This window comes from Bradyrhizobium sp. 62 (assembly GCF_023073035.1).
Classification (GTDB): domain Bacteria; phylum Pseudomonadota; class Alphaproteobacteria; order Rhizobiales; family Xanthobacteraceae; genus Bradyrhizobium.
The window spans coordinates 35,846-61,883 of record NZ_JADPIT010000030.1; the positions used below are offsets into that span (position 1 = coordinate 35,846).

Genomic DNA, 26,038 nt, shown 5'->3' on the forward strand with positions numbered 1-26,038 from the left:
GAGAAAGGCTCCTCTCGGGCAGCAGATTAAGGGCTCCATCATAGTAGATGCTGCGCAATTTTCAGCAGGGAAGTAGCCGACCTTCTATGTATCGAAAGTCGCGCTAACGATGGAGCGCGACCGGACGAAATGCGTCGACCAATGGTTTCTCTAACCTGCCCTTCATCGAGCGGAGAACATCGTATGCATTGTCACGCGGCATTGGCTGCTTGTAAGCCCGCTGCTCGATGAGTGCAGCAAAGATGTCGGAAATTGTCAGCATCCTCACAATGTCGGCAATGCTATCTCCGCACAGACCATCCGGATAGCCGCTGCCATCAAGATATTCGTGGTGGTGGCGAACCGCATCGAGAATTTCGGTCGTGATATCTCGTGTGCTTTTAAGCGCTTCGTATCCCACTTCCGGGTGTGTCTCGATCAATGCACGCTCCAAGTCATCGAGTTTGCCTGGCTTGTCTAAGATCGCTAATGGAACGCGCGCTTTCCCGATATCGTGGAACATCGCAGCCGTGTGTAGACGTTCGATGTCAAGCGGTTTCATGCCTAGGCTTAAGCCGAAGTCGACGGCGATGCCCGTGACCAGCAGACAGTGTTGGTAAGTACCCTCGTGGTGGCGACGAACTGTGTTGAGCCAATCGGTAAGCCCGTGTTCAGCAATGCTTTGCGCAATCGCTTCCCCGGCTTGCCTGACGTTCCGAAGATCGGTAGGCCCTCCACTAAGAACAGCCGAGAACATCGAGGCGATGCTGGCGGCGCCCTCAGACGCTGCGTCCGCTGGCCAGGCGTGAGATTGATCGGTTAAAGGTCGCGCCGACTGCCCGGGAGAGAGATGCCAAAGCAAGAGTGCTGGCTCGACAGGCTTGAACAAGACGTGCGTTGCGCCAAGCGCCAATGCCTGCACTTGACAGAGCCGTGTGCGTTGGTCGACCAGGAAGATACGGATAGGAATATGGGAAAGTCGGTTTGAGAGCGCTTTCAGATCGAGAATGTTTTTCGGGACTCGTAAATCGGCATCAATGACTATCACGTCGAAGCTTTTGCCAACCAGACCGAGTTGGCTTAGAAGTTCGCATTCGACGTGCTTATGTTCAAGCAGTTTGCCTAGTTTGTGAAGTTTCTCTGGCGTTTCAGCGATGACGTGAACCAGCATCTCAGCGATCGTCCGGGGTGATGCGATGGTGGTCCTCCGAGCAAGCTCTGCATCACTCTGCCAAGTTGGAGCTGCGGGAAGTTAGTTGAATTGTTCTGCTAACAGATCATCGAATGGCAGCGTTTCAGTTCAGAGTTAAGGATCCTTGACAGGATCCGCCTGTACTCTGGCCATAATGCTGCATCCTGCGCTTCAATCGTTGCTACGGCACTAACAAAGCCCTCCGCAGAGATGCAGACAGACGCTCACGAAAGATTATCCATCTTGCTAAGGGCTAGAGATAGATCGCCGTAGCTGGCGCGACGCGCTTACTCTACGCCCCGTCAAAGCACTTGGTCGTCACCCTCTATTTACCAGACGAATGAGGGCCGGGCGCCGTCCAAGCTCAGTCTCAACTGACTCACGACGGACCGAAGAATCCCAAGTGTCCGGATTTCGGGAACAACAGTCCGGTACCCGGCCTAGGAGTCGTACAAGCTGGTAGAGGAGCGTAGCGTTAGGACATGGGCCAACTGACAGGTTGTGTCTCGACTCCGACGAAGCTCTCTTGCCTCACCATCTGCTGTCAATGGCGGGGTCTTGCGAGGTCTGGCTGTCTGCCGTACTTCTGGACGGCCTCCGGGTAAGCAACCGGGCTGGAGGAAGGGCCGTGAGCTCGGGCCTATGCAGTGCTTGCCCCGGCTCTGAGGAAGCCCAAACGGTTAACGTCCGCGCTTCCGTGAACCGTTGTCGCCGCTTTGCGATAGTGCACGCTGACGATCCGAGCGATCCAGTGTTGTCTGCCCAGTGACGCAGAACGAGTACTGAGCATCAGGCGTGCCAAACATGAAGCGGATCCTTGAGAAGTGTCGCTGTTTTGCCCGAAGTGTTTCGGATGCTCGACGTCAGCTTGAGGTCTGCAGCGATGGCTTTTGAAATCGGCAGTCACATCGCGTTTACCTCAATTTCCCGAAAGGGCCTGTTCGCGCAAAAACCGTCCCAAACGATCTCCAGTGAGCAGCAGCAGGGCGCTTTTGAAGCACCTCGCGCGTCTCGCGGCATATCCAGAACGGACTATCGTAAGGGAAGAAAGTGCCCAGAAGGTAGGCCTCCAGAGCGGAAGCCCTGCAGTCCGCACGATACTAGGCTGCCGCTCCATCGCGACCAGGTTGCCGGCGATCCGGACATTCGGCCCGTGGCCCCGAGACGGGATCTAGGGCGAAGGAGCGCTCGCCGCTAGAGCCCGAAGTTGACGGTGCCCGGCCTTCAGTTCCATATTATCGGCATTCCAAACTAAGCCCCTGAGGAAGCAGGATGACGCTGTCGGATCGCCGGAAGTCGAATATGGAAGTCGTGTTGGAAGAGACGTGCCGGGAGCTTCCGAGCGGCGGCGATCATGAGAGCCGCAAGCTAATTGCCGAACAGCTTCTCGCAGCTGCCGAAGCCGGGCACATCACATTTAATGAGCTACGGGCCGCTGCGCTCCGAGCATTTCCTGGTGCAGCAAAACTGGCGCGTTCATAGGGCTTGGAGTTGGCTCATGGCCTCGGTATTTCTGGTAGAGGATGAAGCACTTATTCAGATGATGATAGCCGATATGCTGGCAGAGCTAGGCCCACTCGGTTGTGGCCGAAGCCGGTGATCTGGTCTCCGCCCTAGAGCACGCCAATACCATCGATTTCGATTTTGCTGTGCTGGACGTCTTGCTTGGCCGCACCAGTAGTGAGCCAGTTGCCCAAGTTCTCGCACAACGCAACGTTCCGTTCGTTTTCGCGAGCGGGTATGGCACCGACGGAGTACCTGCCCGATTTCAGGAGCGACCGCTCCTCACCAAGCCTTTTCAAATGATCAACTCAATGGGTGTATCGCCAACCTGTTGGATCGAACCTGAAGGCGGAACGGCGAACACGCCCAGAAGTTACGGAAGTACCTGTAAATAGAGGTCATTCGTGATGCCGCGCTACTATTTCAATGTTACTCACGAACACACGGAGATTGACCGCGTCGGCGAGGAGTTGCCGGACAAACGTGCAGCCTGGAAAGAGGCGACTGTGATGGCCGGTCAGACATTGCAGGGCATTGACGGAAAGCTGGCGCCTGGGCGGGAGTGGCGGATGGAAGTTACAGACGAATTCCGAAAAACGCTCTTCATCCTGCACATCAACGCCGAAAAACCTGAGTGACGGTCGTAGATTGGTATCAGAGGAGCGGCCGGTTTTGATGAACCCTCGAAGCTTACCCTCGCAGCAAGGCGTTGTAAGGAACGGTTTGGAGCTTGCCATTACGAGGATGCTTCGGACGGCCTAGGGAGGCGGCAGAAGCGTTCGCAATTTATCGCTCAGCTGGTCGACGGAGAAGGGCTTCCCGATGGCGGGGGCATTCCTGAACTCCTCCTCGAGGGCAGGCCCGCCGTAGCCAGTGCTGAAGAGAAAAGGAATACTCCGCTCGCGCAGGATCCGAGCTGCCGGGAAGACAAGCTCTCCAGCCAGATTTACATCAAGGAGCGCGACATCGATGGATGCGGTCGTCGCAAGTTGGCACGCCTTTTTCAGATGGGCAGCCGAGGCCACGACCTTCAACCCCAATTCCTCGAGCATGTCTTCGATCATGAGCGCCACCAACCCTTCGTCTTCGACGAGGAGAACCCTGGCGCCCGACATGTCAGCCATTAGATGCTGGGACCTTAACGGGGAATGCAATGCTGCAGCTTGTGCCCTCCGGCTCGAAGACCAATTCGAAATCCCCGGCGAGGTCATGTTCTATGCAGCGCTCCATCAACCGTGTCCCGAATCCTCGCCGCTTGGGCGGCACAACAAGGGGGCCCCCGCGTTCACGCCACGCGCATTCGAGCACGCCTTGCGATCGTTCACCCTCGTTGACGCTCCAGGTGAGTGAGACGGAACCACCCGGCGCGGAGAGTGCGCCGTATTTGGCGGCATTGGTCAAAAGCTCGTTGAGTACCATGGTAACACTCAGGGCCGTACGCGGGTCCAGATCGACGTGCGGCCCGCTTGCCACCACGCGCCCGCCCGACACCGGAGCAACGATATCGTGGACCAGCTTTTCGAAAGGGGCGTCTTGCCAATTTCGCGTCGTGAGAAGGTCATGCGCGCGAGCCAGCGCAAGCAGCCTTCCCGTGAAGGTCGGCAGAAACTCTTCCAGATCGGCAGCATGACGGGCAGTCTGGCTCGCGAGAGACTGCACCGTGGCGAGCGTGTTTTTCACGCGGTGGTTCAATTCGTCGATGAGAATCTTTTGGGCATTCTCTGCCTGCTTGCGCTCACTAATATCAACGAGCATGTTAATGGCGCCGACCAATTTTCCCTCCGAGTCACGCAGCGGGGTCGGATAGGGAATGAACGGCACACGTCTGCCGTCCGGACGCTCGGCAACAGCCTCGGCACCGCGAACCGGGCGATTCTCGCGTAGAGCCACAGCCATCGGACATTCATTGTGCGGAAGGGGTGAGCCGTCCGGCCAGTAAAGTTTCCAGGTTACGCACCATTCGTCGCCGGGCTGGGGGGTTCTGCCGGCCATTTCGGCCGCGGCCCGATTGAAAAAATTGATGCGACCCTCAGCATCAGTCGTGTAGATTGCGGCGGGCAATGCCTCAAGGAGATCGCGCATGCGCTGCTCGCCTTCGCGCAAGCGATCCTCCAACTGTTTGGCGGTGGTGACGTCCTGGGCAACACGGACGCCGTAAAGGAAGCGGCCATCCGAATCGCGCACCGACGAACTGAAAATATCAAGATGGCGCATGGAGCCGTCAGGTCGCAATACGCGCTTGCGGGTGGTGTAATTCTCGATGTCGCCATGGACTTGCCGCGCATACAGCTCAGCGTCATCCGCCTGATCATCCGGATCGGTGTAATCCAGGAAGGTCATTCCAAGCAATTGGTCGCGCGAACGCCCGGTAATGCGGCATATGGAATCATTCACGCGCAAGAAGCGCCCGTTCTCGTCTGTCTCGGAGATGCCGACGCTCGCAGCCTCATAGGTCGCTGCGAGACGGGCTTCACTGGCTCGTCGAGCCTCTTCGGCAGCATGGAGCTTGGAGACGTCGATGGTGAAGCAGCGTGTATTAACGAACTTGCCATCGACGAAGCGGCTGTTCGATGTAATCAGCACATGCTTCACCGACCCATCGCGGGCCCGCAGCCGGGCGGGATAGCGATCGAGCGGTTCGCCGCATGAAAGGCGCTGTAGGATGTCACCGATCACCGGAGCGTCGGCATGAAACTCCGCGATGTGGCGGCCGATGTACTCCTCGGGTCTGTACCCGAGCAGCTCTAGTTCGGCTTTGTTAGCTCGGAGAATAATGCCCTCGCCGCTGACGATATGAAGGCCTACGGCGCCATTCTCGAAGAAGTCCTCCAGGTCCTGCTTCGTCCGGTGGACTTCCTCCTCGATCTGCTTGCGTCCCGTGATGTCCTGGAAGCAGTTGATCGCGCCCTGGATCCGGCCGGATCGGTCGCGCAAGGCCCGAATGTTAACCAAAGCGGTGAAGCGAGAGCCGTCCGGTCGCGCCATGATGACTTCGGCATTGCGCGTAGGCGCGCCCATCTGGATGGCCGTAGCCATGGGGCAGTCGCTGTGGGCAAGCGGGGTTCCATCCAGGAGATAAAGCTGATGGGAGCCGCAGAAACGCTCCTTCTTAGCCGGGTCGGGGGTTCGGCCCCACAGTTCAACTGCCTCAGTGTTGTAGGTGACGAGCAAGCCTTCTGCATCGCAGAGGTAGACCGCGCCAGGAATAGCGTCGAGTGCCGCATGACCGGCCGCGACCAGCGCGTCGAACTCCGTCGACTGACGACGAGCAGAGACCGGAAAATCCTCAATATTGGACATGAAGGCATCTCTCGGGGCGAGAGGAGCGAAGGCCACCAACGCCGGCCAACTGTTCAAAAAGGGAGATGGGGCGGACTCCCCCGCTGGGCCGCCGAACAAGCCCCAACGTCTCGTGCATCAGATGGTTCCCTAATACCATACCAAAAGCGGCTTTGCGATAGCTACGCATCGTTATCGGCCCGTGAGCCTTGCTACTGGCACGAATAAAGCATGGGCGTCACGGCAGAGGCCGACCCGCGGTACGTTGAAGCGAGTTGCTCGCGAATTCGAGAACCCTATCCGCGGGAGAGTTCCCGCGGCGCGGAGCGCTGGCCCGCTAGCTAATTAGACGGGTCTCGGCTCGCCTGGCATAACGTGAAAGAAGCTCTGATGAAACAACCTGGTGCTTGCGGCTGGTCAGCAGACCGCTGGACGTAGCATGGACGCCAGCACAGCCGGGTGGTACAAAGCAGCTAAGAAGCGAGTCGATAAGTAGTTGATTTTGCTGTGACCTTATGGCGGCGGGCCCAATCCGCCCCTGGGCACCATTCCGCTCTCCACGGGCAACACTTCCCTAGCGCCAGCCTGGACCAGCCGGCTCGCGCGGCAATCCATTCCGGAACTAGATCGCGCCCGCCCCATTGCTGGCACTCTGCTTGCTCAGCCAGGACCAAAGTCTGGCCTTGGAAGAGAGGCCGTTTCAGGTTGAGGCAAGTGATGCAGGAAATGTCCCGTTCTGGTGCTGCCGGCGAACTCCGGCTCGATGCGTTGGTCGCCGATTTGTGGTGGCGCGTTCGGCTCATCAACACCGACATTCTCGAGGAAGAGGCGAGAGCAGGGGTGTTTGACCCGTTTCAGCCGACATACCCGCTTCTTGCGCTCAATCTTCGCGCGCGACGCGACAATTTGGTCTCGACGATCGGCGTGCTCGAGCAGCGTGCGCGATCAGCGTCGGAAGCGGCTTGAGGGTTCGTTCACATCGGAAACGTCAGCGACGTCAGCTTCGGCGCGCGAATACCAGCTGACGGACGTCGATCTTTTCGGCCCTGAAACCTGCCTCGCAGTAGCACAAATAATATTCCCACAGCCGTCGGAACGGCTCGTCGAACCCGAGTGAGGTCAGGTCCGTCCAGGCATGGCCGAAGCTCGTTCGCCAGACCGCGAGCGTCTTGGCGTAGTCCTGTCCAAAGACCCGCTCGCGGATCAGAGGCATCTGCGCGCGTTCGCCGAGCGAGCGCAGGACATTCGGCGAAGGCAGCATCCCGCCCGGAAAAATGTATCTCTGGATGAAGTCCACGCGCCGCCGGTAGCTGTCAAAGAGCTCGTCGCGGACGGTGATCGCCTGGATGCCGGCAAGACCGCCCGGCTTGAGCCGTTGATGCAGTTGATTGAAGTATGTCGGCCAGAACGGCTCGCCGACGGCTTCGATCATCTCGATCGAGGCGATACGGTCGAACTGCCCGTCCTGATCGCGATAGTCCTGCAACCGGACCTCGACTTTTTCGCCGAGCCCGGCTTCGTGGATTCGCCGGCTGGCGAATGCGTGCTGCTCCTTGCTGATGGTGAGCGCCAAGACCTTGGCGCCGCAAGTTTTGGCGGCATATTCGGCGAAGCCGCCCCAGCCGCACCCGATCTCGAGCAGGGTATGGCCGGGCCGTAGCTCGATCGCCTTCGCCAGTTGTTCGTATTTGTGCCGTTGAGCGGCGAGCAGGTCGGTCGCATCGGGCGAGAACAATGCCGACGAGTAGGTCATGCTCGGATCGAGCCAGGCCGCAAAGAATTCGTTGCCGAGATCATAATGGGCGTGGATATTCAGCCGCGATCCCAGTCGCGTGTTTCGGCGCAACCGATGCAGCGCGCGCCGGCAAAGCCGGACCAGTGCATTGCCGGCGAAGGCGCTGTCGACCAGATCGTCGTTCAGACAGAACACGTAAAGCAGCTGGGAGAGATCCGGTGTGCTCCAATCGCCTCGAATGTAAGCCTCGGCCATGCCGATATCGCCGCCCAACACCAGGCTTCGCGCGAAGGCGTAGCTGTTGAGCTCGATGGTCGCCGACGGCCCCGGATGCGTTCCCCGCAACACCACCGTTCTGCCGTCGGGAAGGCGAACATCTACGGTGCCGAGCTTGAGCCGCGAGGCGAGCCGCAGCGCGAGCCGCGCGAGCAAGGGAACGTCATCGAAACGAGCAGTCTGGTGAGTGGCTGCGAGGTCCATGGCTTCACATTCAGCGTTGGTTCGGACGGGGAACGTAGGGAACATTTTTCAGCCAAAGCCGGATCGCTTCCCAATGGATGGCCGCGACGACCTTGAAGGTGAGAAGTGGCAGGGTGACGAGCGTCGCCAACAGCGAGCGACTGGTCAGCGGGCGACGTTGCCCGGAGAATGCAGCCGTAAATATCACGCCATGCTCATCGGTCTGCACGATTCTGACCTTCACTTGCTGGTCGGGCGGAGCAATGCTGAAGCGATACCGCGTTTGCATTTCCATGAAGGGCGAGACGTAGAACTCCTTCGCCTGACATTGTCGTATGGCACCGCCGGCAGCAGCGTCCCCCACCGGAAGGATGTAGGAATGGATTTCGCCAAAAGTGTTGCGGACTTCGTAGATCAGCAGCGCAAGATTGCCGCAGCTGCCATAGCAGAAGTAGATCGAAAGCGGATTGAATACGTAGCCGAAGAGCCGCGGATAGCACAAAAGGAGGATGCGCCCTCCCGACAGATCGATATCGCGTTGTTCGGCCAGGCGTCGCACATGGTTGCTCAAGGATGCGCCGTCACGCTTGCCGTGATCGGATTCGTGGAAGCTGAAGACCGACGCGCGATTGATGCCGAACAGGCGAGACTGGCGATCCGCTTCATCAAGCCGGTCGAGGTCGATGAGCAGGTTCATGACCCGGTAAGCGAACCTGTGGCGCACGGGTCGCATGCGGGCGTGCATCACCCTGCCCAGGTAGAGCGCGGCCGCAGATGACGTCGCCGTTCGTTCTGGGGCACCCGGTTGCAACATGTTCTACTCAGCAGCCTGCGCCAGCAACGCGCCGGACTGCCGCCACGGCACCGCACTGCCAAGTGCCTCGGCAACGGCGATGCCGGAGCGCAGGCCATCCTCATGGAATCCGTAGCCGGTCCACGCGCCGCAAAACCAGGTGCGGCGGCGTCCCTGGATTTCGGGGAGATTCCTCTGCGCGGCGAACGCGCTTGCGTCATATTGCGGATGCGCGAATGTGAACTTGCCGAAGGTGAGATGAGGCGCCGGCTCAAAAGGCGGATTGAGACTGACGAATAGCGGCTTGCTGTCGTCGATGCCTTGCAGCCGGTTCATCCAGTAAGTCACCGCGATGTCGTTCTGGGCAGGCGTTTCACGACGCCAGCGCAAGAAGTTCCAGGACGCCCATGCATTGCGGCGTTTCGGCATGAGTTTGATGTCGCGGTGCAGATAGGCCGTGTTTGGAGCGTAACGGATCGCGCCGAGAATCGATCTCTCGCGTGGGTCGGCATCCGACAGCATCGCCAGGGCCTGATCGCTGTGACAGGCCATCACGACAGCGTCGTAGGCTTCCTGATGGCCGTGACTGTCGCCGATCGTCACCCCACGTTCGGTTCGATGGATCGACGTCACCGCGCAGCCAAGCCGGATGCTGGCCTCGAACCTGGCCGTGAGCTTCTCGACATAGCGCCGGCTGCCGCCCTGGACGGTCCGCCAGAGCGGCCGATCCAGATGCAACAGCCGGTGATTGTCGAAAAAGGCGATGAAGTTTTCCGCGGGAAAGGCGAGGATCTCGGCCGAGGGCGACGACCAGATGGCGGCCCCCATCGGTCCCAGATAGTCGCTGAACAGGCGGGGGCTGAACGCTTGCTCGCGCAGATATTCGCCGAGTGTGAGGTTCTGGAGCCGGCCAGCCCGCAAGTCGGAGACGCTTTCCTTGTTGAAGCGGCGGACCTCCGCCAGCATGCGAAAATACGAGGGGGAGAAGAGGTTACGCGGCTGGGCAAACAGGCCGGAGGCGACCTGCAGGAAGGTCTCGCCGCCGCCCCGCCACTCGAATCGGCCATGGTCAGCCGACATCGCGAAGCTCATGCATGTCTCCTCGGTCTTCACGCCCAGGTGCGCGAACAGAGACGTCAATTCCGGGTAGTTCGGCTCGTTGAACACGATGAAGCCGATGTCGACGTCGATCTCTTCGCCATCGTAGTCAACGCGCACTGTATGACTGTGTCCACCCGGTCGCAATTCGCGCTCGTAGACGGTCACGGCATGACGTTCGGACAGGAGCCACGCGGCGGCATTGCCGGCAATTCCCGTCCCGATCACCGCCAAACGCATGCTTTATCGCCCCCAATACCACCAGCGACGGCCGGAACATCCGGTTTCGGGCCAATGTCGTCCGCCGCCCGGCTCAGGACAGCTCCAATAGCTGACCTGTCCACCCGCGCTTGAGGAAACGTTCCAGCGGACAGCGTGGATCACCCGCGAAACCGGGGCACGGGACGGACGTAAGGATCCGAGTTTGGGTATGGTGAGGCATGGATTTCCTGCAAATACTGATCGTCGCCGGCATCGCGCTTGCGCTTTCGCTGTTGATGGGGCTGGCCTGGATCGTTCAGCAGCGAACCGGCAATTCCGGGTGGGTCGATACGATCTGGACCTACTCCGTCGGCCTGGTTGGGGCGGTGGCGGCCCTTTTGCCATTCGGCGAGGCTCTGCAAGTGCGTCAGATGCTCGTAGGCGGGCTCGTGCTGCTTTGGTCGGTGAGGCTCGGGACGCATATCGCCCGGCGCGCCGCAGCGGGTATCGACGATCCGCGATATGCAAGCTACGCGCAGGAATGGGGCTCACAGGCGCCGCTTCGCATGTTTGCTTTCCTGCAGTCGCAGGCCTTCGCCTCGGTGCCGCTGCCATTCGCGGTCTTCCTGGCTGCACACGCTCCACGGGGCGCCCTGGGCGTTCAGGACTATGCGGGCGCCGCCATCATGCTTGCGGCCGTCGCAGGCGAGGCGATCGCCGACGAGCAATTGCGAAGCTTCAAGCGCAACAAGGCAAACGCGGGCCTGGTCTGCAACATCGGGCTTTGGCGCTGGTCGCGTCATCCGAATTATTTCTTCGAATGGCTCGGATGGCTCGCCTATCCGATGATCGCGCTGTCGCCGGGCTACGCATGGGGCTGGGCGAGCCTGATCGCGCCGGCGATCATGTACTGGATACTCGTGCACGTGACCGGAATACCCCCGCTCGAAGTCCAGATGCTTCGATCCCGCGGCCGCCGGTATCGGGACTATCAGGCACGCACCAGCGCTTTCTTTCCACGGCCGCCCAAGAAGGTGCCGGAATGATCGGAGTTCCGGCCGCACGATCTGGTTCAAGGGCGTGACAGGGTTGTGCGGCAAGGCGGAACGACCGCGCCGCGTGATCCAGCGAGGGCTTCACGTCGTTTACAGCCGATGCCTTTGTTAAACCGGTTGCGACACCGGAGGGAGACCGGACATGAGCCTGCTTTTCACATATCTGTGGGTGGCTGCGACCTTCGTTGCGCTCGACATGATCTGGCTCAAGACCATGGTCGAGAGACTTTACCGGCCGGTGCTGGGCGACATGTTGCGGTCGCAGCCCGACCTCGCCGCCGCTGCAGTGTTTTATCTGGCGTATCCCGTCGGCCTGATCTGGTTTGCGGTGCTGCCGGCTCAGCAGGATGGCGGCGCGCTGCGTGCCTTCATGTCCGGCGTGATGCTGGGCTGCTTCACCTATGCGACCTACGATCTGACCAACCAGGCCACGCTGAGGAATTGGTCGACGGCGCTCACTCTCGCGGACGTGGGCTGGGGATCCGTCCTCGCCGGTGTCAGCGCCTGGACCGGATTTCTCGTCGCTCAAAAAATAGCGCATTGATCATGGACGGGACGCACAACGGGGCGCTGCGGCACGATGGCGACCGTAAGCGCGGCAGATGGTACCGATGCGCCGGTTTCCTGTTTCTGGTTCCTGCTGCGGGGATTCTGATCGGGGTCCTAAACCGTCCGGGAGCGTGGTACGCGGCGCTCAACAAGCCATCTTTCAATCCGCCGGATGCGGTGTTCGCACCGGTCTGGACGGCCCTGTTCCTGATGATCGCCGTGGCGGGATTCCGCACCTTCGAGGCGGAGCCGCGCGGAACGACGATGAGAATATGGGGCCTGCAGATGATCCTGAATTTTGCATGGTCTCCCATTTTCTTTTCGCTTCATCGCATGGACGTGGCGCTCGGCGTCATTGTTGCGCTGTTTGCTGTGATCCTTGCCTTTGTCTGGCGTCAATGGGCGAACGATCGGCTGGCAGCGGCGCTTTTCATTCCCTACGCCGGCTGGGTGGGTTTTGCGACCTTGCTGAACATCTCGCTGCTCCGCCTCAATTAGGATCGGCGCGCAGAACTGACTTCACGCGTCGAACGGACGAGCGTGGCGCCGAATCAGGGATCCGTCGCTCCATCGCACTCGTCAAAGGCCTCTCTGGTCGCCGCGATCTTGTCGGAGAGCGATGTGAATGCGATCTGGACACTCCGCTTGGCATCGTCGTCAAGCACGAGGTGCGCAAGATCGACCAGTCGATCGCCGAAGCGCTCCATGACACCGAGCAAATGATCGAGATCTTCCGCGGGCTGGTTGGCCGCCAGACAGTCGACCTCTCTCACCATCTGCTCGAGTCTCGCAACGGAGGACACAAGCGGATCCTGGTGTCCACGGATGGGGAATTCGATGATCTCTGCGGCCACGCGCGGGTTCCTTGCGTGCTTCAGGCTGCAGCCGATGCGGCAAGGCAGTCCTTGCGTACCGCCAGAAGGGTTCGGTGCAACCAGGTCTTGATGGTGCCGACCGGCACACCGAAGCGCCGCGACAAGCTCGCACGGCTCTCACCCTCGAGATAGGCCAGCGCCACCAGCCTGCGGCGGTCTTCCGGCAAACGAGCCAGCACGCTGCGTGCGATCGGTTCGGCGCGGGCGTAGTCGAAATCGTCGTTCGCCGGCTGGTCAGCACTTGTCGGAACCAGCAGCGCCTCGTCCAGCTCGTGAGTCGGCAGTCTTCTGATCCGCAGATGGTCGATGGCGGTATTCCGCGCGATGGCGGACATCCAGGTCATCGCCGAAGCACGGTCGCCGTCGAACCGACCCGCGTTGCGCCAGATCTTCAGATAGGCTTCCTGAAGAATGTCCTCGATGTCGTGGGGCGGAGTTCCGACGGCGAGCGCAGTCCTGCGCAGCCTGCTCCGCGTCAGCATGTGCAGCGCTGCGAAGGCTTGTGCGTCGCCCGCCGAAACGCATGCCAACAATTCGGGCAATGTTTCGCTCTGCGCCTGCGTCAGGCTTAAGCCGGCCATGACCTGTCTCCCTTGCGTTTCCTTCGAAACGCTCCGGGCGCGCGTTCGGATCACCCGGCGGAAGAAGGAGGCGAGCGGATCAAAGCCGCACGAATGGCCCGATCAGCCTGCCAAGCAGGCCGTTCATGCGCAGGTCGCCCGTCATTGCGACAAGGCAAACACATGGGCCCTCGTCGCCCACCAAAGGTCGATGGTCGATCTCGTCGTCGCCATAGTCGAAATCACCCGGACCAAACCGGCCGCCCTGGTGGCTGAAGCTGCCCTCGAGCACGAGGGTCAATTCGGTTCCGGTGTGCGTGTGTTCGAGCATGCGCGTCCCCGGCGCGGAGCGAAGCAGAAATGCCCGCGCCGTGCCCGATCCGGACAACTCGATCGGTCGCATGCTCAGACCCGGAGCGATGCGCCTGCGCTTGCCGATGCGGTAGTTTCGCAGCGCCGCCGGAATATCCTGCTCGCTGCCGCGAGCGGCCTCCGCAGTCCGCGCCGCTCGCTCTTCAGGAGCGTCGTGAATGCGCGACATCACCTGCTCGAACGCATCCGATGCGACCGGCACCGGCTCGACATCTTCAAGAGCCAAGCCGCCAAGTTGCTCGATGGCCTGCGCGAAACGGCCGCACCGAGCGCAACCCGCAACGTGCACCCCCACCACCAATTGATGGGCTTCTTCCAACCTGCCGGCCGCAAAGTCGGCCAGAAGATCTTCCGGTGGATGATGGCTGATCGTCATGCTTCTTCGTCCAATATGTCTCTCAGGCGGTTCATCGCCAGCCTGATCCGCGACTTCACCGTTCCGAGCGGAATGCCGAGCAGGCTCGCGATTTCCGGGTGCGGCCTCTCCTCGATGAACGACAATCTCACCACCATGGATTGCTCCATCGAGAGCTGCCTGACGGCCGAATTGATCCGCGCCGCGTCCTGCACGCGGGACATAACGGCGTCCGCGGGTTCCGCAGGATCCGGCGTCTCGGGAAGCTCAGAGGTGCCCCGCAGGCGGTCTGCCCGCGCTCTGCTGCGGAACAAATCGATGCGCAAATTGCGCGCGATGGTGAATATCCATGCCGCTGCCCCGGCCGTCGTAGGATCGAACTGGCCTGCCTTCCGCCAGACGGCGATCAGGGTATTTTGAGCAATCTCCTCCGCCTCGTCCGAACTGCACCCGGCCTTCAGCATCAGTCCCTTGATGCGCGGCGCGAAATGCTCGAACAGGCGCTTGAAGGCCTCCTGGTCTCCGGCCGAGGCGACGCGTCCGATCAGATCAGCCCAATCCACCTTTGTGTTCGGCCCTTTGTTCGCGCCAGTCGACAGCCGCGCTTCGATCCTCCGGGGAAAACCAGCCTTCGCCCGGAATGGCGCATCTAAAGCTCGGATAGCAGCGATCATAGCGCCTCGACAAGCGACCTGTGGGTCTGGGAACGAACGAGGACTGGCCTTGGATCACCGCGGAATGATCATTCGACGGTTCCGGGGCCGTCCGCGCCCAGGTCCGGCCGACCGTGCGCCGTCTCGCCCCCGCGCCTTACACCGGGAACGTCAGCGATTTCGCGAGCCTGACCAGATCGACCTGGCGCCGGCAGCCCGTCTTTTCGAAGACGTGAATGAGATGGCTCTTCACAGTGCTGACGGAAACGCCGAGCAAGGCCGAGATCGCGTCTCGCGTGTGTCCCTCGCAGATGAGCTCGAAGATGCGAATCTCGGCCGGCGTCAGGTCATAGAGCTGGTTGAGCGCATCGTGAGGCAATCGCGGCGGCCCGGAGGCGGACGTCACGAACACGGCGGCAGCGGCGCTCTGGATCAGACCGGATCGGGTATGGCTGCGTCGCAGCGGCAGAACGTGGATGACAAGAGGGTCACCGCCTTGGCGGGGGATCGGGATGCCGATGCCTTTTTGCCCGAGCGTCGCCTCGTCCTTTGCCGCCTGCGCGACGGCTGATTGCAATGCGGCCGTGGTCGCCGCAGATTGAACCGCGATCCGGCCATGCCTTGTCACGATCGGATCGCCGGCCGCGAGCATCGCCGCGGCTGCGGCGTTGGTGTGAACGATGTTCGAATCCTCGTCGGCCAGGACGACGCCGACCGTCAGGGCCTCCACCGTCGCGGTGAATGTGTTGGCTTCCACCGTCTTCATGTCGAACAGATTGCTGATCGTCACGGCGCGGCGGATGTGAGGCGCCAGAAGGCGCAATCCGTCGACCTGCGCATCGTCAATGCGGCCTGCCGACTCATGCTGGCTGAATATCGCATTTCCAACCATCGTCCTGTCGCGTACGAGGCCGACGGCAACGGCGTCGAACAAGCCCTTGGGCAGGGCCCATTCGCGATAATAGCGGTTGCTGGAAATGACGTCCGGCCGGACCGCCTGGGATTGAACGATCGGCTCGCCGAGCGGGTATTGCCGAATGCGCTCGGCGCCGCCCCAGAGCTCGATGATATCGGGGCCGTAGCCGACCCCGTTCTGGGCCATCTGGGCCAGGTCGGACCCGGACACCGCGTTGACGACGGCCTTCATGTTGGTGAGGCTGGCGACCGAGAGCGCGCCGGTGGCAAAGCCGAACTCGGCGCAAATCTCATCCAGAACGGCGGTCCAGCGTTCAGGCGCGATCACACAATCGTAGACCGCGCCGATGAGGTCAGAGAACTTCTCGACCGAAGGCTGCTGCATTCCAAACCACTCACTTCAAAATCACTGGACGACGGAGCGTACCGTCACCCCGAGCTTCCCTACACCGGAAACGTCAGCGACCTTGCCAGCCTGACCAGGTCGACTTGGCGCCGGCAACCTGTCTTTTCGAAGACGTGCAAGAGGTGACTTTTCACGGTGCTGACCGACACTCCGAGTTGCGACGAGATCGCGTCGCGTGTCTGTCCATCGCAGATGAGCTCGAAGATGCGAATTTCGGCTGGCGTCAGATCGTAGAGCTGGATGAGAGCATCGTGAGGCAGTTGCGGCGGACCGGAGGCCGATGCCACGAACAGGGCGGCGGCGGCGCGCTGGACCAGGCCGGCCCGCATGTGGCCGCGCCGCAGCGGCAGAACGTGAATGACGAGAGGATCTCCGCTCGAGCGGGGGATTGGGATGCTGATGCCTTTTTGGCCGAGTGCCGCCTCGTCCTTTGCTGCTTGCGCGATGGCCGATTGCAACGTGCTGGTGGTGGTCGCCGATTGAACGGCGATCCGGCCATGTCGAGCCAGAAGTGGATCGTTTGCCGCGAGCATGGCTGTGGCTGCGGCATTGGTGTGAACGATCTTCGAATCGTCGTCCGTCAGAACGACTCCGACCGTCAGGGCCTCCACTGTCGCGGTGAATGTCGCGGCTTCCACGGTCTTCATGTCGAACAGATTGCTGATGATCACGGCGCGGCGGATGTGAGGTGCGAGAACGCGCAATCCGCTAACCTGCGCATCGTCAATGGCCCCGTCCGACTGATGCTGACTGAATGTCGCATTGCCGATCATTGTTTTTTCGCGAACGAGGGCGACGCCGACGGCGTCGAACAAGCCCTTGGGGAGAGCCCATTCCAGGTGATAGCGATTGCCGAGGACTATTTCCTCCGGGACCGCTTGGGATCGAATGATCGGTTCTCCAAGCGGATATTGCCGGATGCGCTCAACGCCGCCCCAGAGTTCGACGATATCAGGCGCATACTCGATGCTGGTCTGGGCCATCGTCTGGACAGGGTCGGTCCCGGAGGCGGCATTGACTCCGATCCTCATGTTCGTGAGGCTATATGCCGATAGCACGGCGGTCGCGAAGCCGAGCTCCGTGCGAATCTCGTTTAGAACGCCCGTCCAGCGTTCCGGTGCGATCACGCAGTCGTAGATCGCGCCGATGAGGTCCGAGAACTTCTCGACCGAAGCCTGCTGCATTCCAAACCACTCACTTGAAAATAACGGACGTCACGTGAACGCTAGTTTAGGAGTGGCTTCATCGCCTATGGTGTATTTCACAATCCTGAGGCCGTGATCCTATCACCGTGATTCCGTGGCGCAAACGGGAACACCGAACACAAATGCTTATGGCCTGATTAAAACTGCGGCAGACGCGACGTTGATTGCAAACCAGCAGGGCGTATCAAGTATGCTGGGATTCGACGATGCAATGAGATTGGGTGCGAGATGTCCTCGTCTCGGGGCCGCGGAGGCCCGTCCGCCGGACGTAGACGAATCATAATAGATCGTGAGGTCGCCGTCCGCCTCTCCTGCGATTGGACGATGGCACGGCTGACAGCGCATCGATCATCGCCGGGTGATCGACGACACATATCATTCGAGCTGATCAATCTAGCTTGGTGTCAGGTGGCTCGCAGTGATCCACCAAGCAAAGGCAAAACTCATGCGCAACTACATCCTCGTGGCTCTTGCAGCGATTGCACTGGCGAACGTGATGACGCCTTCGAACGCGACGACCATCGTCCGCGACCATCGCGACCCGCCCGTCGTGCGCGACCATCGCGATCAACCCATCGTCCGGGATCACCGGACTCACCCCGAGGTCCGCGACCACCGCCACTAAGCATCCTGGCGACGGAGCCGAACTGAGGAGGTTCGGCTCCGTTTCGCATCATGGATCGTCTGCGCGTGGCGCCTACGTCCATTCGCGATTGTGAGGCTTGAGACCGAGCCACGCCGGCGCTCTCATGCTATTGCTGCCTCGCAACGACGCGAGGACACCCATGCTCCCCCTTCCCGCCGATATCTTCACCGAGCCCGAGGACGTCTCGCCCGACGGCCTTGCCAATCTCGGCCCGCTCCGCCGTCTCGCCGGTGTCTGGCAGGCCGACAAGGGTATCGACATCAATCCGAAGGCGGAAGGGCCGGAGCGGCGGACCTTCATCGAGCGCATCCGGATGGACCCGATCGATCCCCAGGCCAACGGCCCGCAGCTGCTCTATGGGCTGCGCTATCACATCCATATCAACACGCCTGAGGAGGACATCACCTTCCATGACCAGGTCGGCTATTGGTTGTGGGAGCCCGCGACGGGGTTGATCATGCAGACGCTGGCGATCCCGCGTGGGCAGGTGCTGCTGGCGTCGGGCAAGGCCGGGCCGGACGACAAGGAGATCTCTGTCACGGCCAAGCGCGGCGACACCGCTTACGGGATCTGCTCGACTGATTTTCTGGAACAAGCGTTCCGCACCGACGCTTACCGCTGCGACATCACCTTCAACGACGACGGCAGTTGGACCTATCTGATCCAGACCGAGTTGTTCGTGCGCGGCGCGCCGTTCAACCATCGCGACACCAACACGCTCAAACTCGTCGCGCCGCCAAAGCTCAATCCCCTCGCGGTGATCGTGAACGATCGCGCCACGGGGAGTGAGAAGGGCAATGAGCCGGCCGCCTGAGCGCGGCCCGGAGATGCGCATGAAGCCTTACGTCATCTGTCTGATGCATTCGAGTCTGGACGGCCGCACCCATCCGAGCCGCTGGCGCCCGAAGGGACCAGGATCGGACTGGTTCGAGAAGATCCACGACGAGCTCGGCGGCGATGCCTGGGTGATCGGCCGCGTCACCGGCTCGGAGTTCGCCAAGCGCGAGCCTTATCCGGCGACGACGGACGCGAAATTTCCGCGCGAAAACTGGTTCGCGCGACGTGACGCGAAAACCTTTGGCGTCGTGCTCGATGCGAAGGGCAAGATCGGCTGGGGCCGTTCCGATATCGGCGGCGATCCGATCGTCGTCGTGCTGACCGAGAGCGTCTCCGATTCGCATCTCGCCGGGCTCCGCGGCGAGGGCGTGTCCTATATCTTTGCCGGCAAGTCCGAGATCGACCTCGCACTGACGGTGGACATTCTCAACCGCGAGCTCGGCGTGAAGCGCCTGCTGGTGGAGGGCGGGGGCGTCGCCAACGGCGCGTTCCTGCGTGCGCGCCTGATCGACGAGTTCAACCTGATCCTCAGTCCCGCGATCGATGGCGCCAGGGGCGCGCCCTTCGTGTTCGATTCCACGGACTCCGAGGGCGACCGGCGTGCACCGCTGACTGCGATGAGGCTGGAGAGCACGCGGGATCTCGGCGGCGGTGTCCTGCTGCTACGCTATCTGATCCAGAACGATCCGCAGGCCGTGGGCGAGTAACAGCACCGCCATGTCCGTAACATCAGAGCATATCGTCATCGTCGGTGCCGGCGCGGCCGGTCTGATGGCGGCGCGCGAGCTGGCGCGCGCGGGCAAGACAGTGACGATCCTGGAGGCGCGCGAGCGCTGCGGCGGCCGTATTCACCCGCTGCCAGCTTCGGAGTTCGGCTACCCCGCCGATGGTGGCGCCGAATTCGTCCACGGCGAGGCGCCGGTCACGCGCGCGTTACTGCGTGAGGCCGGGTTGTCCCTTCAGGAGATCGAAGGCGAGCGGTGGGGCTTTGACGGCGCAGACATCGTGCGCGAGGATCGCCACGATCCGCATGAGGCTGAGCTGCACGCCGTGGTTCGGGAATTGAACGACGACCTCACCGTCGCCGATTTCCTGCGCCGGCATTTTGCCGGCGATGAGCACGCGCGGCTGCGCCATGCGATCGAGCGAATGGTCGAGGGCTACGATGCGGCCGATCCCGAGCGCGCTTCGACGCTGGCGCTGCGCGAGGAATGGATGGCTGGCGGGCACTCTCCGCAGGCGCGGGTCAAGGGCGGCTATGGTGCGATGATCGAGTTCCTGACGGCCGAGTGCCGCAAGCTTGGCGTGATTTTTCGCTTCGGCTGCGTGGTGTCGGCGATCGAGGAGGAGGGCGGCGCGCTCGCCGCTCGCTGTGTCGGCGGCGGGGTACATGGCTGCGATCGCGTGATCCTCACTGTTCCGTTGCCGTTGCTGCGCGAGATCGCGCTCCCGGAGAGCGCGCGCTTGAAGGCGGCGTCTACCGACGACATCGGCTTCGGTAACGTAATAAAAATCCTGCTGCACTTCAGGCGGCCATGGTGGCGCGAGCGCAAGGAAGAGCTTGCGGACATGAGCTTCCTTTTGACCGACCAGGCCATCCCGGTGTGGTGGACGCAATATCCGAACCGGCATCCCGTGCTGACCGGATGGTTCGGCGGCCCGCGCACGGCAGCGCTGACGCAGCTCGACCCGCAAGCGCTGATCGATGCCGGGCTCGTTTCGCTTGCGACCGCCTTCGGCCTCTCGCGCGAGGATCTCGCGCGCGAGCTCATCGCGGCCGTTGCGACAAACTGGGCGCACGATCCCTACGCCCGCGGCGCCTATTCCTGGGCGACGCCGCGAACGCGCGAGGCGCAAACGATCCTCGCGCGCGCCGACGGGCCGGTGCTGTTCTCCGGCGAGGCGCTCTATCGCGGAGCCGACATGGGCACGGTCGAAGCGGCGCTGGCGAGCGGCCAACAGACGGCGGGGATGATCTTGCGGGGATAGGCTGACGAGCAAAAAAAGGCCCGCATTTCGCGGGCCTTTCGTGTTGCTGCCTCTCGTCTTACCAGCGACTGCCGCCGAAGCCGAACGTCACGCTGGGACCGCCGCCGCCATAATATCCGTACGGTCCGCCGCCGTAATATCCGTGGTGCCGTGGATAATAGCCGTAGCTTCGGTAGTGCGGACGATGAAATCCGTGATGGTGGTGAGGACGCCAGTGATGGCGATGGCCGTGATGGTGGTGCCTGTGCTGCGCGCTGATGTCGGTTGATTGGGCGGCTGGCGCGTTCTGTTTCGCGCTTGAATGATTGGCCGCGTTCGCCGCGGATCCGCCTGCAAGCGCCGCAGCACCGACGGCCATCGCGACAAAGAGATACTTCATGTCATCACTCCAGTTGAATGTCGTGTGACAACACATGGTCAGCCGGCGCGTTCCGGCCAGTGCGGGCGTCGAAACGACGCAGTTTCATCGGCGCCCGATTCGCGCGGCTGCGTGCGTCTCGTGAGATTTATTGTCGCATCACCAGCGTCGATCGCAACCCTGCCATCACTCTGCCGCGAATGACGCAATCACGTATCGGTGGCGACGAATTCGCCGTTCAGATTCGACACGTCATCGCGCGAGCGCTCTCCCCTCACGGATGCGGATCGGGAAAGCTGTGACGTTCGGAGAGTGCGCCCAGGATGGCGTCCTTGTCGGCAATGAACGCGCGGCCCTGATGGCTGCCGGTCTGGTGCGGCGAGGTCGCTCCAACCGCCAGCACGAGCAGCGGCAACGACTGGTTCTCCTCGCCAGCCAGCGCGATCACGGCGTGCCGCGGGCGTGGCCACGCGATGCGCTCGACGTCGAGCTTGTCGGCGAGCTGCGGAAACGAGACCAGCAAGCCCTCGATCAGCGCGCAATGCCAGCAATAGAAACGGCGTCCAGGAAAGGCCGGGTCCTCGAAACCAGGTCGCAGCAGAAACAGGCGATCGCGCGTCATGGGTCGCTCCGAGGCACGGCCGCAATGTCAAGACGTGATTCGATGATGTCGCGAAAGGACGCCATGCCGGCGCTGATCAGTCAATCGCTCAACTCAACGTGATCCTCACGCGCGTTGCGCTTGATCCAGCGCAACTCCGGCCAGTGTCTCGCCATGCAATGTCGCCGCGACAATTCGAATTGCGGATCGAGGCAAGACATGAAGGCGTATTTCATCGGTGGCGGCGTTGGATCGCTCGCGGGCGCGGCGTTCCTGGTTCGTGACGCGCAGCTGCCGGGGCGGGACATCGTGATCTACGAGGCGCAGCCGTTGGTCGGCGGCAGCCTCGACGGCGCGCTGCTCGCGAACGGCGCTTATTCGCTGCGCGGCGGACGGATGCTCACGACCGATCACTACGAATGCACCTGGGACCTGCTGTCGACCATTCCCTCGCTCGAACATCCCGGCCTCAGCGTGCGCGAGGAAACCGTCGCGTTCAACACCGAGAACCCCGCGCATTCGCGAGCGCGGCTGGTCGATCGCAACCGCTTCAAGCTCGATGTCTCGCATATGGGATTTTCAGGGCGCGACCGGCTCGAGTTGCTGCGGCTCACGGAGGCCTCGGAGCAGACGCTCGGCAACAGCCGCATCACCGACTGGCTGTCGCCCAAATTCTTCGAATCAAATTTCTGGTACATGTGGCAGACCACTTTCGCCTTCCAGCCCTGGCACAGCGCGGTCGAGCTGAAACGCTATCTGATCGCTTCATGAACGAGTTCCCGCGCATCGAGACTCTCGCTGGCGTCAAGCGCACCGTCTACAACCAGTATGACGCGATCGTGCGGCCGCTTGCCGACTGGCTCAAGGGGCGGGGCGTTCAGTTCGTGCGCGGCACTGCCGTCACCGACATGGCGATCGAGAGCGAGGACGGACGCTTGCGGGTGCGCCAGCTCGTACTCGACCGCGACGGCCGCACCGCCAATGTCCAGCTCGAGGACGGCGATCTCGTGTTCTTTCAGAACGGCTCGATGACGGACGCCTCGAGCCTGGGCTCGATGACCGAGCCGGCTCCGCGCCTGACCAAGTCCGACAGCCGGGCTTGGGCCCTGTGGGAGAAAATCGCGAAGGACCGTCCAGAATTCGGCAAGCCGTCCGCGTTCAACGCGTCGATCCCGGAATCCTATTGGCAGTCATTCACTGTCACCTGCCGCGATCCGCGCTTCTTCGACAAGATGGAGGCGTTCTCCGGCAACAAGGCCGGCACCGGCGGTCTCGTCACGTTCAGGGACTCCAATTGGCTGATGTCGGTGGTGCTGTATCATCAGCCGCATTTCGCCGGACAGCCGAACAACGTGCAGGTGTTCTGGGGCTATGCACTGCATCCCGACCGCGTCGGCAATTTCGTGGCCAAGCCGATGTCCGATTGCGGCGGCGCCGACATCCTGAAGGAGCTTTGCGGTCACCTGAATTTCGACCCTGCCGTGTTCGAGGATGCGATCTGCGTTCCCTGTCGCATGCCCTACATCACCAGCATGTTCATGCCGCGCACCGCTGACGACCGGCCGCTGCCGGTGCCCAGGAATTCCGTCAATCTCGCCTTCGTCAGCCAGTTCCTCGAAATCCCCGATGACGTCGTGTTCACCGTCGAATATTCGGTGCGCGCGGCGCAGATGGCGGTCTATCAGCTGATGAAGATCGATCGCCCGGTGCCGCCGGTGACGCGGCACGACAAATCGCTTGCGGTGATCTTCGCGACGCTGGAAAAGGCGTTCACGTGACGGGCGGAGCGACTTGAACGGCAGAGGGCCTCGACTTACGACCGTGCCACAGCCAGCGGCAGGCTGATATGAAAGACGGCGCCTCCCGTCGGCGCGTTCTCGGCCCAGATGCGCCCGCCATGTGCCTCGATGATCGTGCGCGTGATCGAGAGGCCGATGCCCATTCCCTGCGTCTTGGTTGTGAAAAACGGCTTGAAGATTTCGGTTACCTTTTCTGTGCAGATGCCGTCGCCGGCATCTGCGATCGAGATCATGGCCTGATTGTTCGCAAGGCTGGTTCGACCGACGATGCGTCGCCGATCCTCCGGCAGATCGGCCACCGCTTCGATGGCATTCATGACCAGGTTCAGAATAGCCTGCTGGAGCTGCACTTTGTCGGCAGTTACGCGAATATCCAAGGACGATCGATCCGTCGCGAGCGCAACGTCGTAGGTCAGGGCCTGAATGGACAGGAACCTAAACACATCGCTGACCGTCGCGTTGAGGTCGAGCTCGATCCGCTCTGTGCGGGCCCTCTTCAAAAATGAGCGCACCTGAACGACGATCTCGTTAGCGCGCTTATCGTCTCGGCGAATGTCACCCAGTATCTCGCTGATCACGCCGAGGTCAGGTGCCGGTGTCTGCAACACCTGCTCGGCGGTCTCAGCATTGATCAGAATGGCGGCGAGCGGCTGGCTCAGCTCATGCGCGATCGTGGCGGACATCTCGCCCGCGGTCGCAAGGCGATTCATGTGGGCTAGCTCCGACATGCGTTGGCGTGCCTCGACCTCCGCCTGGAATCGCAGCCTGCGCTCGCGCAGGAGGATGCCGATCATCATCGCCTGCACCAGCACCACGCCGGCGCTGATCATGACACGCCAGTAGTACTGCTCCCAGAAGCTCGGTTCTCGGAAACGCACCTCGCTTCCGGGAGGCAGATGGGCTTCGTCCACATTCCAGAGCTTGAGCTGTCGCCAGTCGAAGATCGGCTTCACGTTATCCCCGGCAACGGGCGGGATGTTCGACGGCGATTCGCCGCCGAGAATCCGCATTGCCAACTGGCCGGCTTCCTGTCCGATGGCTTCGGGCAGCAGCAGGAAGCCGCCAACCCCGGTTCGCCCGAGAAATGTGTCGGAGGTGATAATGATCGGGCGGTTCGCGCGCTCGGCGACGCGCGCAAGCGCCGCGGCCGGCAAATAGTGGGTGCCTTCGCCGTCGGAATACATCGCCGAGGTCAGAATCGCAGAACGAGGGGGCAAGGAGCCGACCCGTTCGCGCACCTCCCGCAGCACCATGCCGGACAGATCGATGATTTCGAGACCCGGCATCGTGGTCGCGAATTCCTGTTTCCAGTGGCCATATATCAGCGGATTTTTCCATGCATCGCCAACGAGGACGACGCCAGTCAAGTCGGGAACGACCGCGCGTGCCGCAGTCAGTATCTGCGCCGGAGACACCTTGGCAAAGATGACGGTCGTGCCGGGCAGGAACAGCGCGCGCGTCTCGGGCAGATCGGGCACGAAGCCGTAAACCACGGGGGCGGCGGGCCAGATGTCGTGCTTGCGCGCCTGAAGGAATTTCGCCGACGCGACGCCGATCGAGACGATGATGTCGATCGGCCGATGCGCGTATTTGGTCTTGAGATGACCGACCAGGCTCTCCTCGTAGTCCGGTCCCGGGAAACGGGCGAGATCGAGGCTTTCGCCGTAGATCACGGTGTGGATCTGCCCATTTTCCTTCGCAGCCGTGCGGATACCGGCGAAAATCTCCGAATAGAATGGCGAACGAAAGTCGGCGTCTTCCAGCACCAGGATAGAGCGCTGCCCCGGACTGTCGGCTGCAGGGCATTCATGTGCCAGGATTGCGAACAGGCAGGCGATCAGGAGCCGTTTGATCGCGATGACCATCCTCATTGCTGACTCTGTGCCTGGCCTGTGTTTGCAACGGGCGCCTCCTCGGTGAGGACGCATCCGAGCATACCTGCCGGTTCCGAAGTTTCAACGAAAGGATTTGATCCGGCTGTGCCGCGCAGGCGGCGGTTCACCTGGCCCCGCATGCAGAGCGAAGAAGGACCGCTATTTGAACGGATCCTGGATCGACGGCGCCGACTGCCTGATGCGACGCACGCTCACGGGCGTGCCGTCGGAGACGAACAGCAGTTCGTAGCGACGGCCTTCGCTGTCGGTGGCAGAGCAGGTGACGTCAGTCACCTTCTTGGCGGCGAAATTGCCGGTCTGGCGGCAGAGGCCGGTGGAGGTCTGCTCGGCCGGCACCGGCAGGCCGTCGACCTTGGGACGGTCCTTGGAGTTGAGCAGCATGCGGTCGATCGGCAGCTCATAGGAGTTGTCGTCGGCGCGCTTGCCGTTCTCGCCGGAGAACGACACGACGTGATTCTCGTCGGCGGGATCGTCGACCGCGACCGTGAAATTGACCCGGCCCCTGTCGCCGTGGGCGTAGGCCACCGTCTTGCAGGCGAAGGTGCGGCCGGCGACCTTCAACGTCTTGCAGTGGCCGGACATCAGCGCCAGCAAATCGATAAAGGCGGTCTGCTGCCCGGGTGGATTGTTGACGGGAATCGGCGCGGAAGACTCGGCAAAACAAGGGCTTGCCAAGAGGACGAAGGTGGGGACGAGGGCGACAGCGAGGATGGGTCGGCAGAGGCGCAT

26 protein-coding genes and 2 pseudogenes are annotated in these 26,038 nt (G+C 61.7%); 12 read left to right on the plus strand and 16 right to left on the minus strand.

Features of this window, described 5'->3' with window-relative positions:
* Positions 1–103: 103 nt before the first annotated feature.
* Positions 104–1,150, minus strand: a complete 1,047-nt coding sequence (locus tag IVB47_RS27855) for an HD domain-containing phosphohydrolase (RefSeq protein ID WP_247466077.1) — start codon at positions 1,148–1,150, stop codon at positions 104–106.
* Between the two features lie 1,293 nt (positions 1,151–2,443).
* Between IVB47_RS27855 and IVB47_RS27860 the strand changes: the two genes are divergently transcribed.
* The 3 genes and pseudogenes from IVB47_RS27860 to IVB47_RS27870 all read left to right on the plus strand — a co-directional run bounded on the left by IVB47_RS27860 (position 2,444) and on the right by IVB47_RS27870 (position 3,312).
* Positions 2,444–2,653 (plus strand): hypothetical protein, encoded by a 210-nt coding sequence (locus IVB47_RS27860; RefSeq protein ID WP_247466080.1) that lies wholly within the window; start codon positions 2,444–2,446, stop codon positions 2,651–2,653.
* A gap of 16 nt (positions 2,654–2,669) precedes the next feature.
* Positions 2,670–3,069: pseudogene (locus IVB47_RS27865) on the plus strand (response regulator).
* A 12-nt stretch (positions 3,070–3,081) separates the two neighbouring features.
* Positions 3,082–3,312 (plus strand): hypothetical protein, encoded by a 231-nt coding sequence (locus tag IVB47_RS27870; protein ID WP_247466083.1) that lies wholly within the window; start codon positions 3,082–3,084, stop codon positions 3,310–3,312.
* A gap of 120 nt (positions 3,313–3,432) precedes the next feature.
* Here the strand turns inward: IVB47_RS27870 and IVB47_RS27875 are convergent, their stop codons facing one another.
* Both IVB47_RS27875 and IVB47_RS27880 read right to left on the minus strand, forming a co-directional pair.
* A complete protein-coding gene (locus tag IVB47_RS27875; protein WP_247426242.1) occupies positions 3,433–3,798 on the minus strand; it encodes a response regulator in 366 nt (121 codons plus the stop codon).
* Positions 3,791–5,974: a PAS domain S-box protein gene (locus IVB47_RS27880; protein ID WP_247466085.1), complete on the minus strand. Its 2,184-nt coding sequence runs from the start codon at positions 5,972–5,974 to the stop codon at positions 3,791–3,793. Before IVB47_RS27880 ends, IVB47_RS27875 begins: the two co-directional genes overlap by 8 nt.
* Positions 5,975–6,670: 696 nt before the next feature.
* Between IVB47_RS27880 and IVB47_RS27885 the strand changes: the two genes are divergently transcribed.
* The gene (locus IVB47_RS27885) at positions 6,671–6,919 is read left to right on the plus strand and encodes a hypothetical protein (RefSeq protein WP_247429031.1); all 249 of its coding nucleotides are present in this window, start codon (positions 6,671–6,673) and stop codon (positions 6,917–6,919) included.
* 31 nt (positions 6,920–6,950) lie between these two features.
* Here the strand turns inward: IVB47_RS27885 and IVB47_RS27890 are convergent, their stop codons facing one another.
* From IVB47_RS27890 to IVB47_RS27900, 3 genes are read right to left on the minus strand one after another with little or no spacing between them, the layout of a single operon-like run.
* Entirely contained in the window at positions 6,951–8,168 is a 1,218-nt protein-coding gene (locus IVB47_RS27890; RefSeq protein ID WP_247427401.1) for a cyclopropane-fatty-acyl-phospholipid synthase family protein, read from the minus strand.
* A 10-nt stretch (positions 8,169–8,178) separates the two neighbouring features.
* On the minus strand, positions 8,179–8,961 hold the full coding sequence (locus IVB47_RS27895; protein WP_247427404.1) for a DUF1365 domain-containing protein: 783 nt from the start codon (positions 8,959–8,961) through the stop codon (positions 8,179–8,181).
* A gap of 3 nt (positions 8,962–8,964) precedes the next feature.
* The gene (locus IVB47_RS27900; protein ID WP_247466087.1) at positions 8,965–10,278 is read right to left on the minus strand and encodes an FAD-dependent oxidoreductase; all 1,314 of its coding nucleotides are present in this window, start codon (positions 10,276–10,278) and stop codon (positions 8,965–8,967) included.
* A 200-nt stretch (positions 10,279–10,478) separates the two neighbouring features.
* On the opposite strand from IVB47_RS27900, the gene IVB47_RS27905 reads away from it, so the two are divergent.
* From IVB47_RS27905 to IVB47_RS27915, 3 genes are all read left to right on the plus strand, one after another.
* On the plus strand, positions 10,479–11,285 hold the full coding sequence (locus IVB47_RS27905) for a DUF1295 domain-containing protein (RefSeq protein WP_247466090.1): 807 nt from the start codon (positions 10,479–10,481) through the stop codon (positions 11,283–11,285).
* A gap of 151 nt (positions 11,286–11,436) precedes the next feature.
* On the plus strand, positions 11,437–11,838 hold the full coding sequence (locus IVB47_RS27910; RefSeq protein ID WP_247466092.1) for a DUF2177 family protein: 402 nt from the start codon (positions 11,437–11,439) through the stop codon (positions 11,836–11,838).
* Positions 11,839–11,840: 2 nt separating this feature from the next.
* Positions 11,841–12,341 (plus strand): TspO/MBR family protein, encoded by a 501-nt coding sequence (locus tag IVB47_RS27915; protein ID WP_247466093.1) that lies wholly within the window; start codon positions 11,841–11,843, stop codon positions 12,339–12,341.
* 53 nt (positions 12,342–12,394) lie between these two features.
* Here the strand turns inward: IVB47_RS27915 and IVB47_RS27920 are convergent, their stop codons facing one another.
* The 6 genes from IVB47_RS27920 to IVB47_RS27945 all read right to left on the minus strand — a co-directional run bounded on the left by IVB47_RS27920 (position 12,395) and on the right by IVB47_RS27945 (position 17,163).
* Positions 12,395–12,697, minus strand: coding sequence for a hypothetical protein (locus tag IVB47_RS27920; protein WP_247466095.1), 303 nt, complete (start codon positions 12,695–12,697; stop codon positions 12,395–12,397).
* A gap of 20 nt (positions 12,698–12,717) precedes the next feature.
* Positions 12,718–13,299: a sigma-70 family RNA polymerase sigma factor gene (locus IVB47_RS27925; RefSeq protein WP_247466097.1), complete on the minus strand. Its 582-nt coding sequence runs from the start codon at positions 13,297–13,299 to the stop codon at positions 12,718–12,720.
* Positions 13,300–13,378: 79 nt separating this feature from the next.
* Positions 13,379–14,026, minus strand: coding sequence for a ChrR family anti-sigma-E factor (locus tag IVB47_RS27930; RefSeq protein ID WP_247466099.1), 648 nt, complete (start codon positions 14,024–14,026; stop codon positions 13,379–13,381).
* Positions 14,023–14,568, minus strand: coding sequence for a sigma-70 family RNA polymerase sigma factor (locus IVB47_RS27935; RefSeq protein WP_247466125.1), 546 nt, complete (start codon positions 14,566–14,568; stop codon positions 14,023–14,025). Before IVB47_RS27935 ends, IVB47_RS27930 begins: the two co-directional genes overlap by 4 nt.
* Positions 14,569–14,815: 247 nt before the next feature.
* Positions 14,816–15,958, minus strand: coding sequence for a helix-turn-helix transcriptional regulator (locus tag IVB47_RS27940; RefSeq protein ID WP_247466102.1), 1,143 nt, complete (start codon positions 15,956–15,958; stop codon positions 14,816–14,818).
* Between the two features lie 59 nt (positions 15,959–16,017).
* The gene (locus IVB47_RS27945) at positions 16,018–17,163 is read right to left on the minus strand and encodes a helix-turn-helix transcriptional regulator (protein WP_247427446.1); all 1,146 of its coding nucleotides are present in this window, start codon (positions 17,161–17,163) and stop codon (positions 16,018–16,020) included.
* A gap of 466 nt (positions 17,164–17,629) precedes the next feature.
* Between IVB47_RS27945 and IVB47_RS27950 the strand changes: the two genes are divergently transcribed.
* The 4 genes from IVB47_RS27950 to IVB47_RS27965 all read left to right on the plus strand — a co-directional run bounded on the left by IVB47_RS27950 (position 17,630) and on the right by IVB47_RS27965 (position 20,656).
* On the plus strand, positions 17,630–17,809 hold the full coding sequence (locus IVB47_RS27950) for a hypothetical protein (protein WP_027565700.1): 180 nt from the start codon (positions 17,630–17,632) through the stop codon (positions 17,807–17,809).
* A 160-nt stretch (positions 17,810–17,969) separates the two neighbouring features.
* On the plus strand, positions 17,970–18,644 hold the full coding sequence (locus IVB47_RS27955; protein ID WP_247285716.1) for a heme-binding beta-barrel domain-containing protein: 675 nt from the start codon (positions 17,970–17,972) through the stop codon (positions 18,642–18,644).
* 19 nt (positions 18,645–18,663) lie between these two features.
* A complete protein-coding gene (locus IVB47_RS27960) occupies positions 18,664–19,374 on the plus strand; it encodes a dihydrofolate reductase family protein (RefSeq protein ID WP_247466127.1) in 711 nt (236 codons plus the stop codon).
* Between the two features lie 10 nt (positions 19,375–19,384).
* Positions 19,385–20,656 carry an NAD(P)/FAD-dependent oxidoreductase gene (locus IVB47_RS27965; RefSeq protein ID WP_247466105.1) on the plus strand — a complete coding sequence of 424 codons (1,272 nt, stop codon included), beginning with the start codon at positions 19,385–19,387 and terminating at the stop codon, positions 20,654–20,656.
* A 58-nt stretch (positions 20,657–20,714) separates the two neighbouring features.
* Here IVB47_RS27965 and IVB47_RS27970 read toward each other — a convergent pair whose 3' ends face one another.
* Positions 20,715–21,035, minus strand: a complete 321-nt coding sequence (locus IVB47_RS27970; protein WP_027565696.1) for a hypothetical protein — start codon at positions 21,033–21,035, stop codon at positions 20,715–20,717.
* A gap of 253 nt (positions 21,036–21,288) precedes the next feature.
* Positions 21,289–21,636: a DUF3088 domain-containing protein gene (locus IVB47_RS27975; RefSeq protein ID WP_027565695.1), complete on the minus strand. Its 348-nt coding sequence runs from the start codon at positions 21,634–21,636 to the stop codon at positions 21,289–21,291.
* A 198-nt stretch (positions 21,637–21,834) separates the two neighbouring features.
* Here IVB47_RS27975 and IVB47_RS27980 point away from each other — a divergent pair.
* Positions 21,835–23,393, plus strand: a pseudogene (locus IVB47_RS27980) (oleate hydratase).
* 35 nt (positions 23,394–23,428) lie between these two features.
* Here IVB47_RS27980 and IVB47_RS27985 read toward each other — a convergent pair.
* Positions 23,429–25,279 carry a sensor histidine kinase gene (locus IVB47_RS27985; RefSeq protein ID WP_247466108.1) on the minus strand — a complete coding sequence of 617 codons (1,851 nt, stop codon included), beginning with the start codon at positions 25,277–25,279 and terminating at the stop codon, positions 23,429–23,431.
* 168 nt (positions 25,280–25,447) lie between these two features.
* Positions 25,448–26,038 (minus strand): hypothetical protein, encoded by a 591-nt coding sequence (locus IVB47_RS27990; protein ID WP_247285727.1) that lies wholly within the window; start codon positions 26,036–26,038, stop codon positions 25,448–25,450.

Coding starts and splice junctions, on each gene's coding strand:
- IVB47_RS27960 (WP_247466127.1), top strand. CDS start 18,664: ATGAAGCCTTACGTCATCTGTCTGATGCATTCGAGTCTGGACGGCCGC.
- IVB47_RS27930 (WP_247466099.1), bottom strand. CDS start 14,026: ATGACGATCAGCCATCATCCACCGGAAGATCTTCTGGCCGACTTTGCG.
- IVB47_RS27940 (WP_247466102.1), bottom strand. CDS start 15,958: ATGCAGCAGCCTTCGGTCGAGAAGTTCTCTGACCTCATCGGCGCGGTC.
- IVB47_RS27855 (WP_247466077.1), bottom strand. CDS start 1,150: ATGCTGGTTCACGTCATCGCTGAAACGCCAGAGAAACTTCACAAACTA.
- IVB47_RS27895 (WP_247427404.1), bottom strand. CDS start 8,961: ATGTTGCAACCGGGTGCCCCAGAACGAACGGCGACGTCATCTGCGGCC.
- IVB47_RS27950 (WP_027565700.1), top strand. CDS start 17,630: ATGCGCAACTACATCCTCGTGGCTCTTGCAGCGATTGCACTGGCGAAC.
- IVB47_RS27870 (WP_247466083.1), top strand. CDS start 3,082: ATGCCGCGCTACTATTTCAATGTTACTCACGAACACACGGAGATTGAC.
- IVB47_RS27945 (WP_247427446.1), bottom strand. CDS start 17,163: ATGCAGCAGGCTTCGGTCGAGAAGTTCTCGGACCTCATCGGCGCGATC.
- IVB47_RS27970 (WP_027565696.1), bottom strand. CDS start 21,035: ATGAAGTATCTCTTTGTCGCGATGGCCGTCGGTGCTGCGGCGCTTGCA.
- IVB47_RS27885 (WP_247429031.1), top strand. CDS start 6,671: ATGCAGGAAATGTCCCGTTCTGGTGCTGCCGGCGAACTCCGGCTCGAT.
- IVB47_RS27890 (WP_247427401.1), bottom strand. CDS start 8,168: ATGGACCTCGCAGCCACTCACCAGACTGCTCGTTTCGATGACGTTCCC.
- IVB47_RS27965 (WP_247466105.1), top strand. CDS start 19,385: ATGTCCGTAACATCAGAGCATATCGTCATCGTCGGTGCCGGCGCGGCC.
- IVB47_RS27860 (WP_247466080.1), top strand. CDS start 2,444: ATGACGCTGTCGGATCGCCGGAAGTCGAATATGGAAGTCGTGTTGGAA.
- IVB47_RS27880 (WP_247466085.1), bottom strand. CDS start 5,974: ATGTCCAATATTGAGGATTTTCCGGTCTCTGCTCGTCGTCAGTCGACG.
- IVB47_RS27990 (WP_247285727.1), bottom strand. CDS start 26,038: ATGCGCCTCTGCCGACCCATCCTCGCTGTCGCCCTCGTCCCCACCTTC.
- IVB47_RS27975 (WP_027565695.1), bottom strand. CDS start 21,636: ATGACGCGCGATCGCCTGTTTCTGCTGCGACCTGGTTTCGAGGACCCG.
- IVB47_RS27875 (WP_247426242.1), bottom strand. CDS start 3,798: ATGGCTGACATGTCGGGCGCCAGGGTTCTCCTCGTCGAAGACGAAGGG.
- IVB47_RS27985 (WP_247466108.1), bottom strand. CDS start 25,279: ATGGTCATCGCGATCAAACGGCTCCTGATCGCCTGCCTGTTCGCAATC.
- IVB47_RS27905 (WP_247466090.1), top strand. CDS start 10,479: ATGGATTTCCTGCAAATACTGATCGTCGCCGGCATCGCGCTTGCGCTT.
- IVB47_RS27925 (WP_247466097.1), bottom strand. CDS start 13,299: ATGGCCGGCTTAAGCCTGACGCAGGCGCAGAGCGAAACATTGCCCGAA.
- IVB47_RS27910 (WP_247466092.1), top strand. CDS start 11,437: ATGAGCCTGCTTTTCACATATCTGTGGGTGGCTGCGACCTTCGTTGCG.
- IVB47_RS27955 (WP_247285716.1), top strand. CDS start 17,970: ATGCTCCCCCTTCCCGCCGATATCTTCACCGAGCCCGAGGACGTCTCG.
- IVB47_RS27915 (WP_247466093.1), top strand. CDS start 11,841: ATGGACGGGACGCACAACGGGGCGCTGCGGCACGATGGCGACCGTAAG.
- IVB47_RS27900 (WP_247466087.1), bottom strand. CDS start 10,278: ATGCGTTTGGCGGTGATCGGGACGGGAATTGCCGGCAATGCCGCCGCG.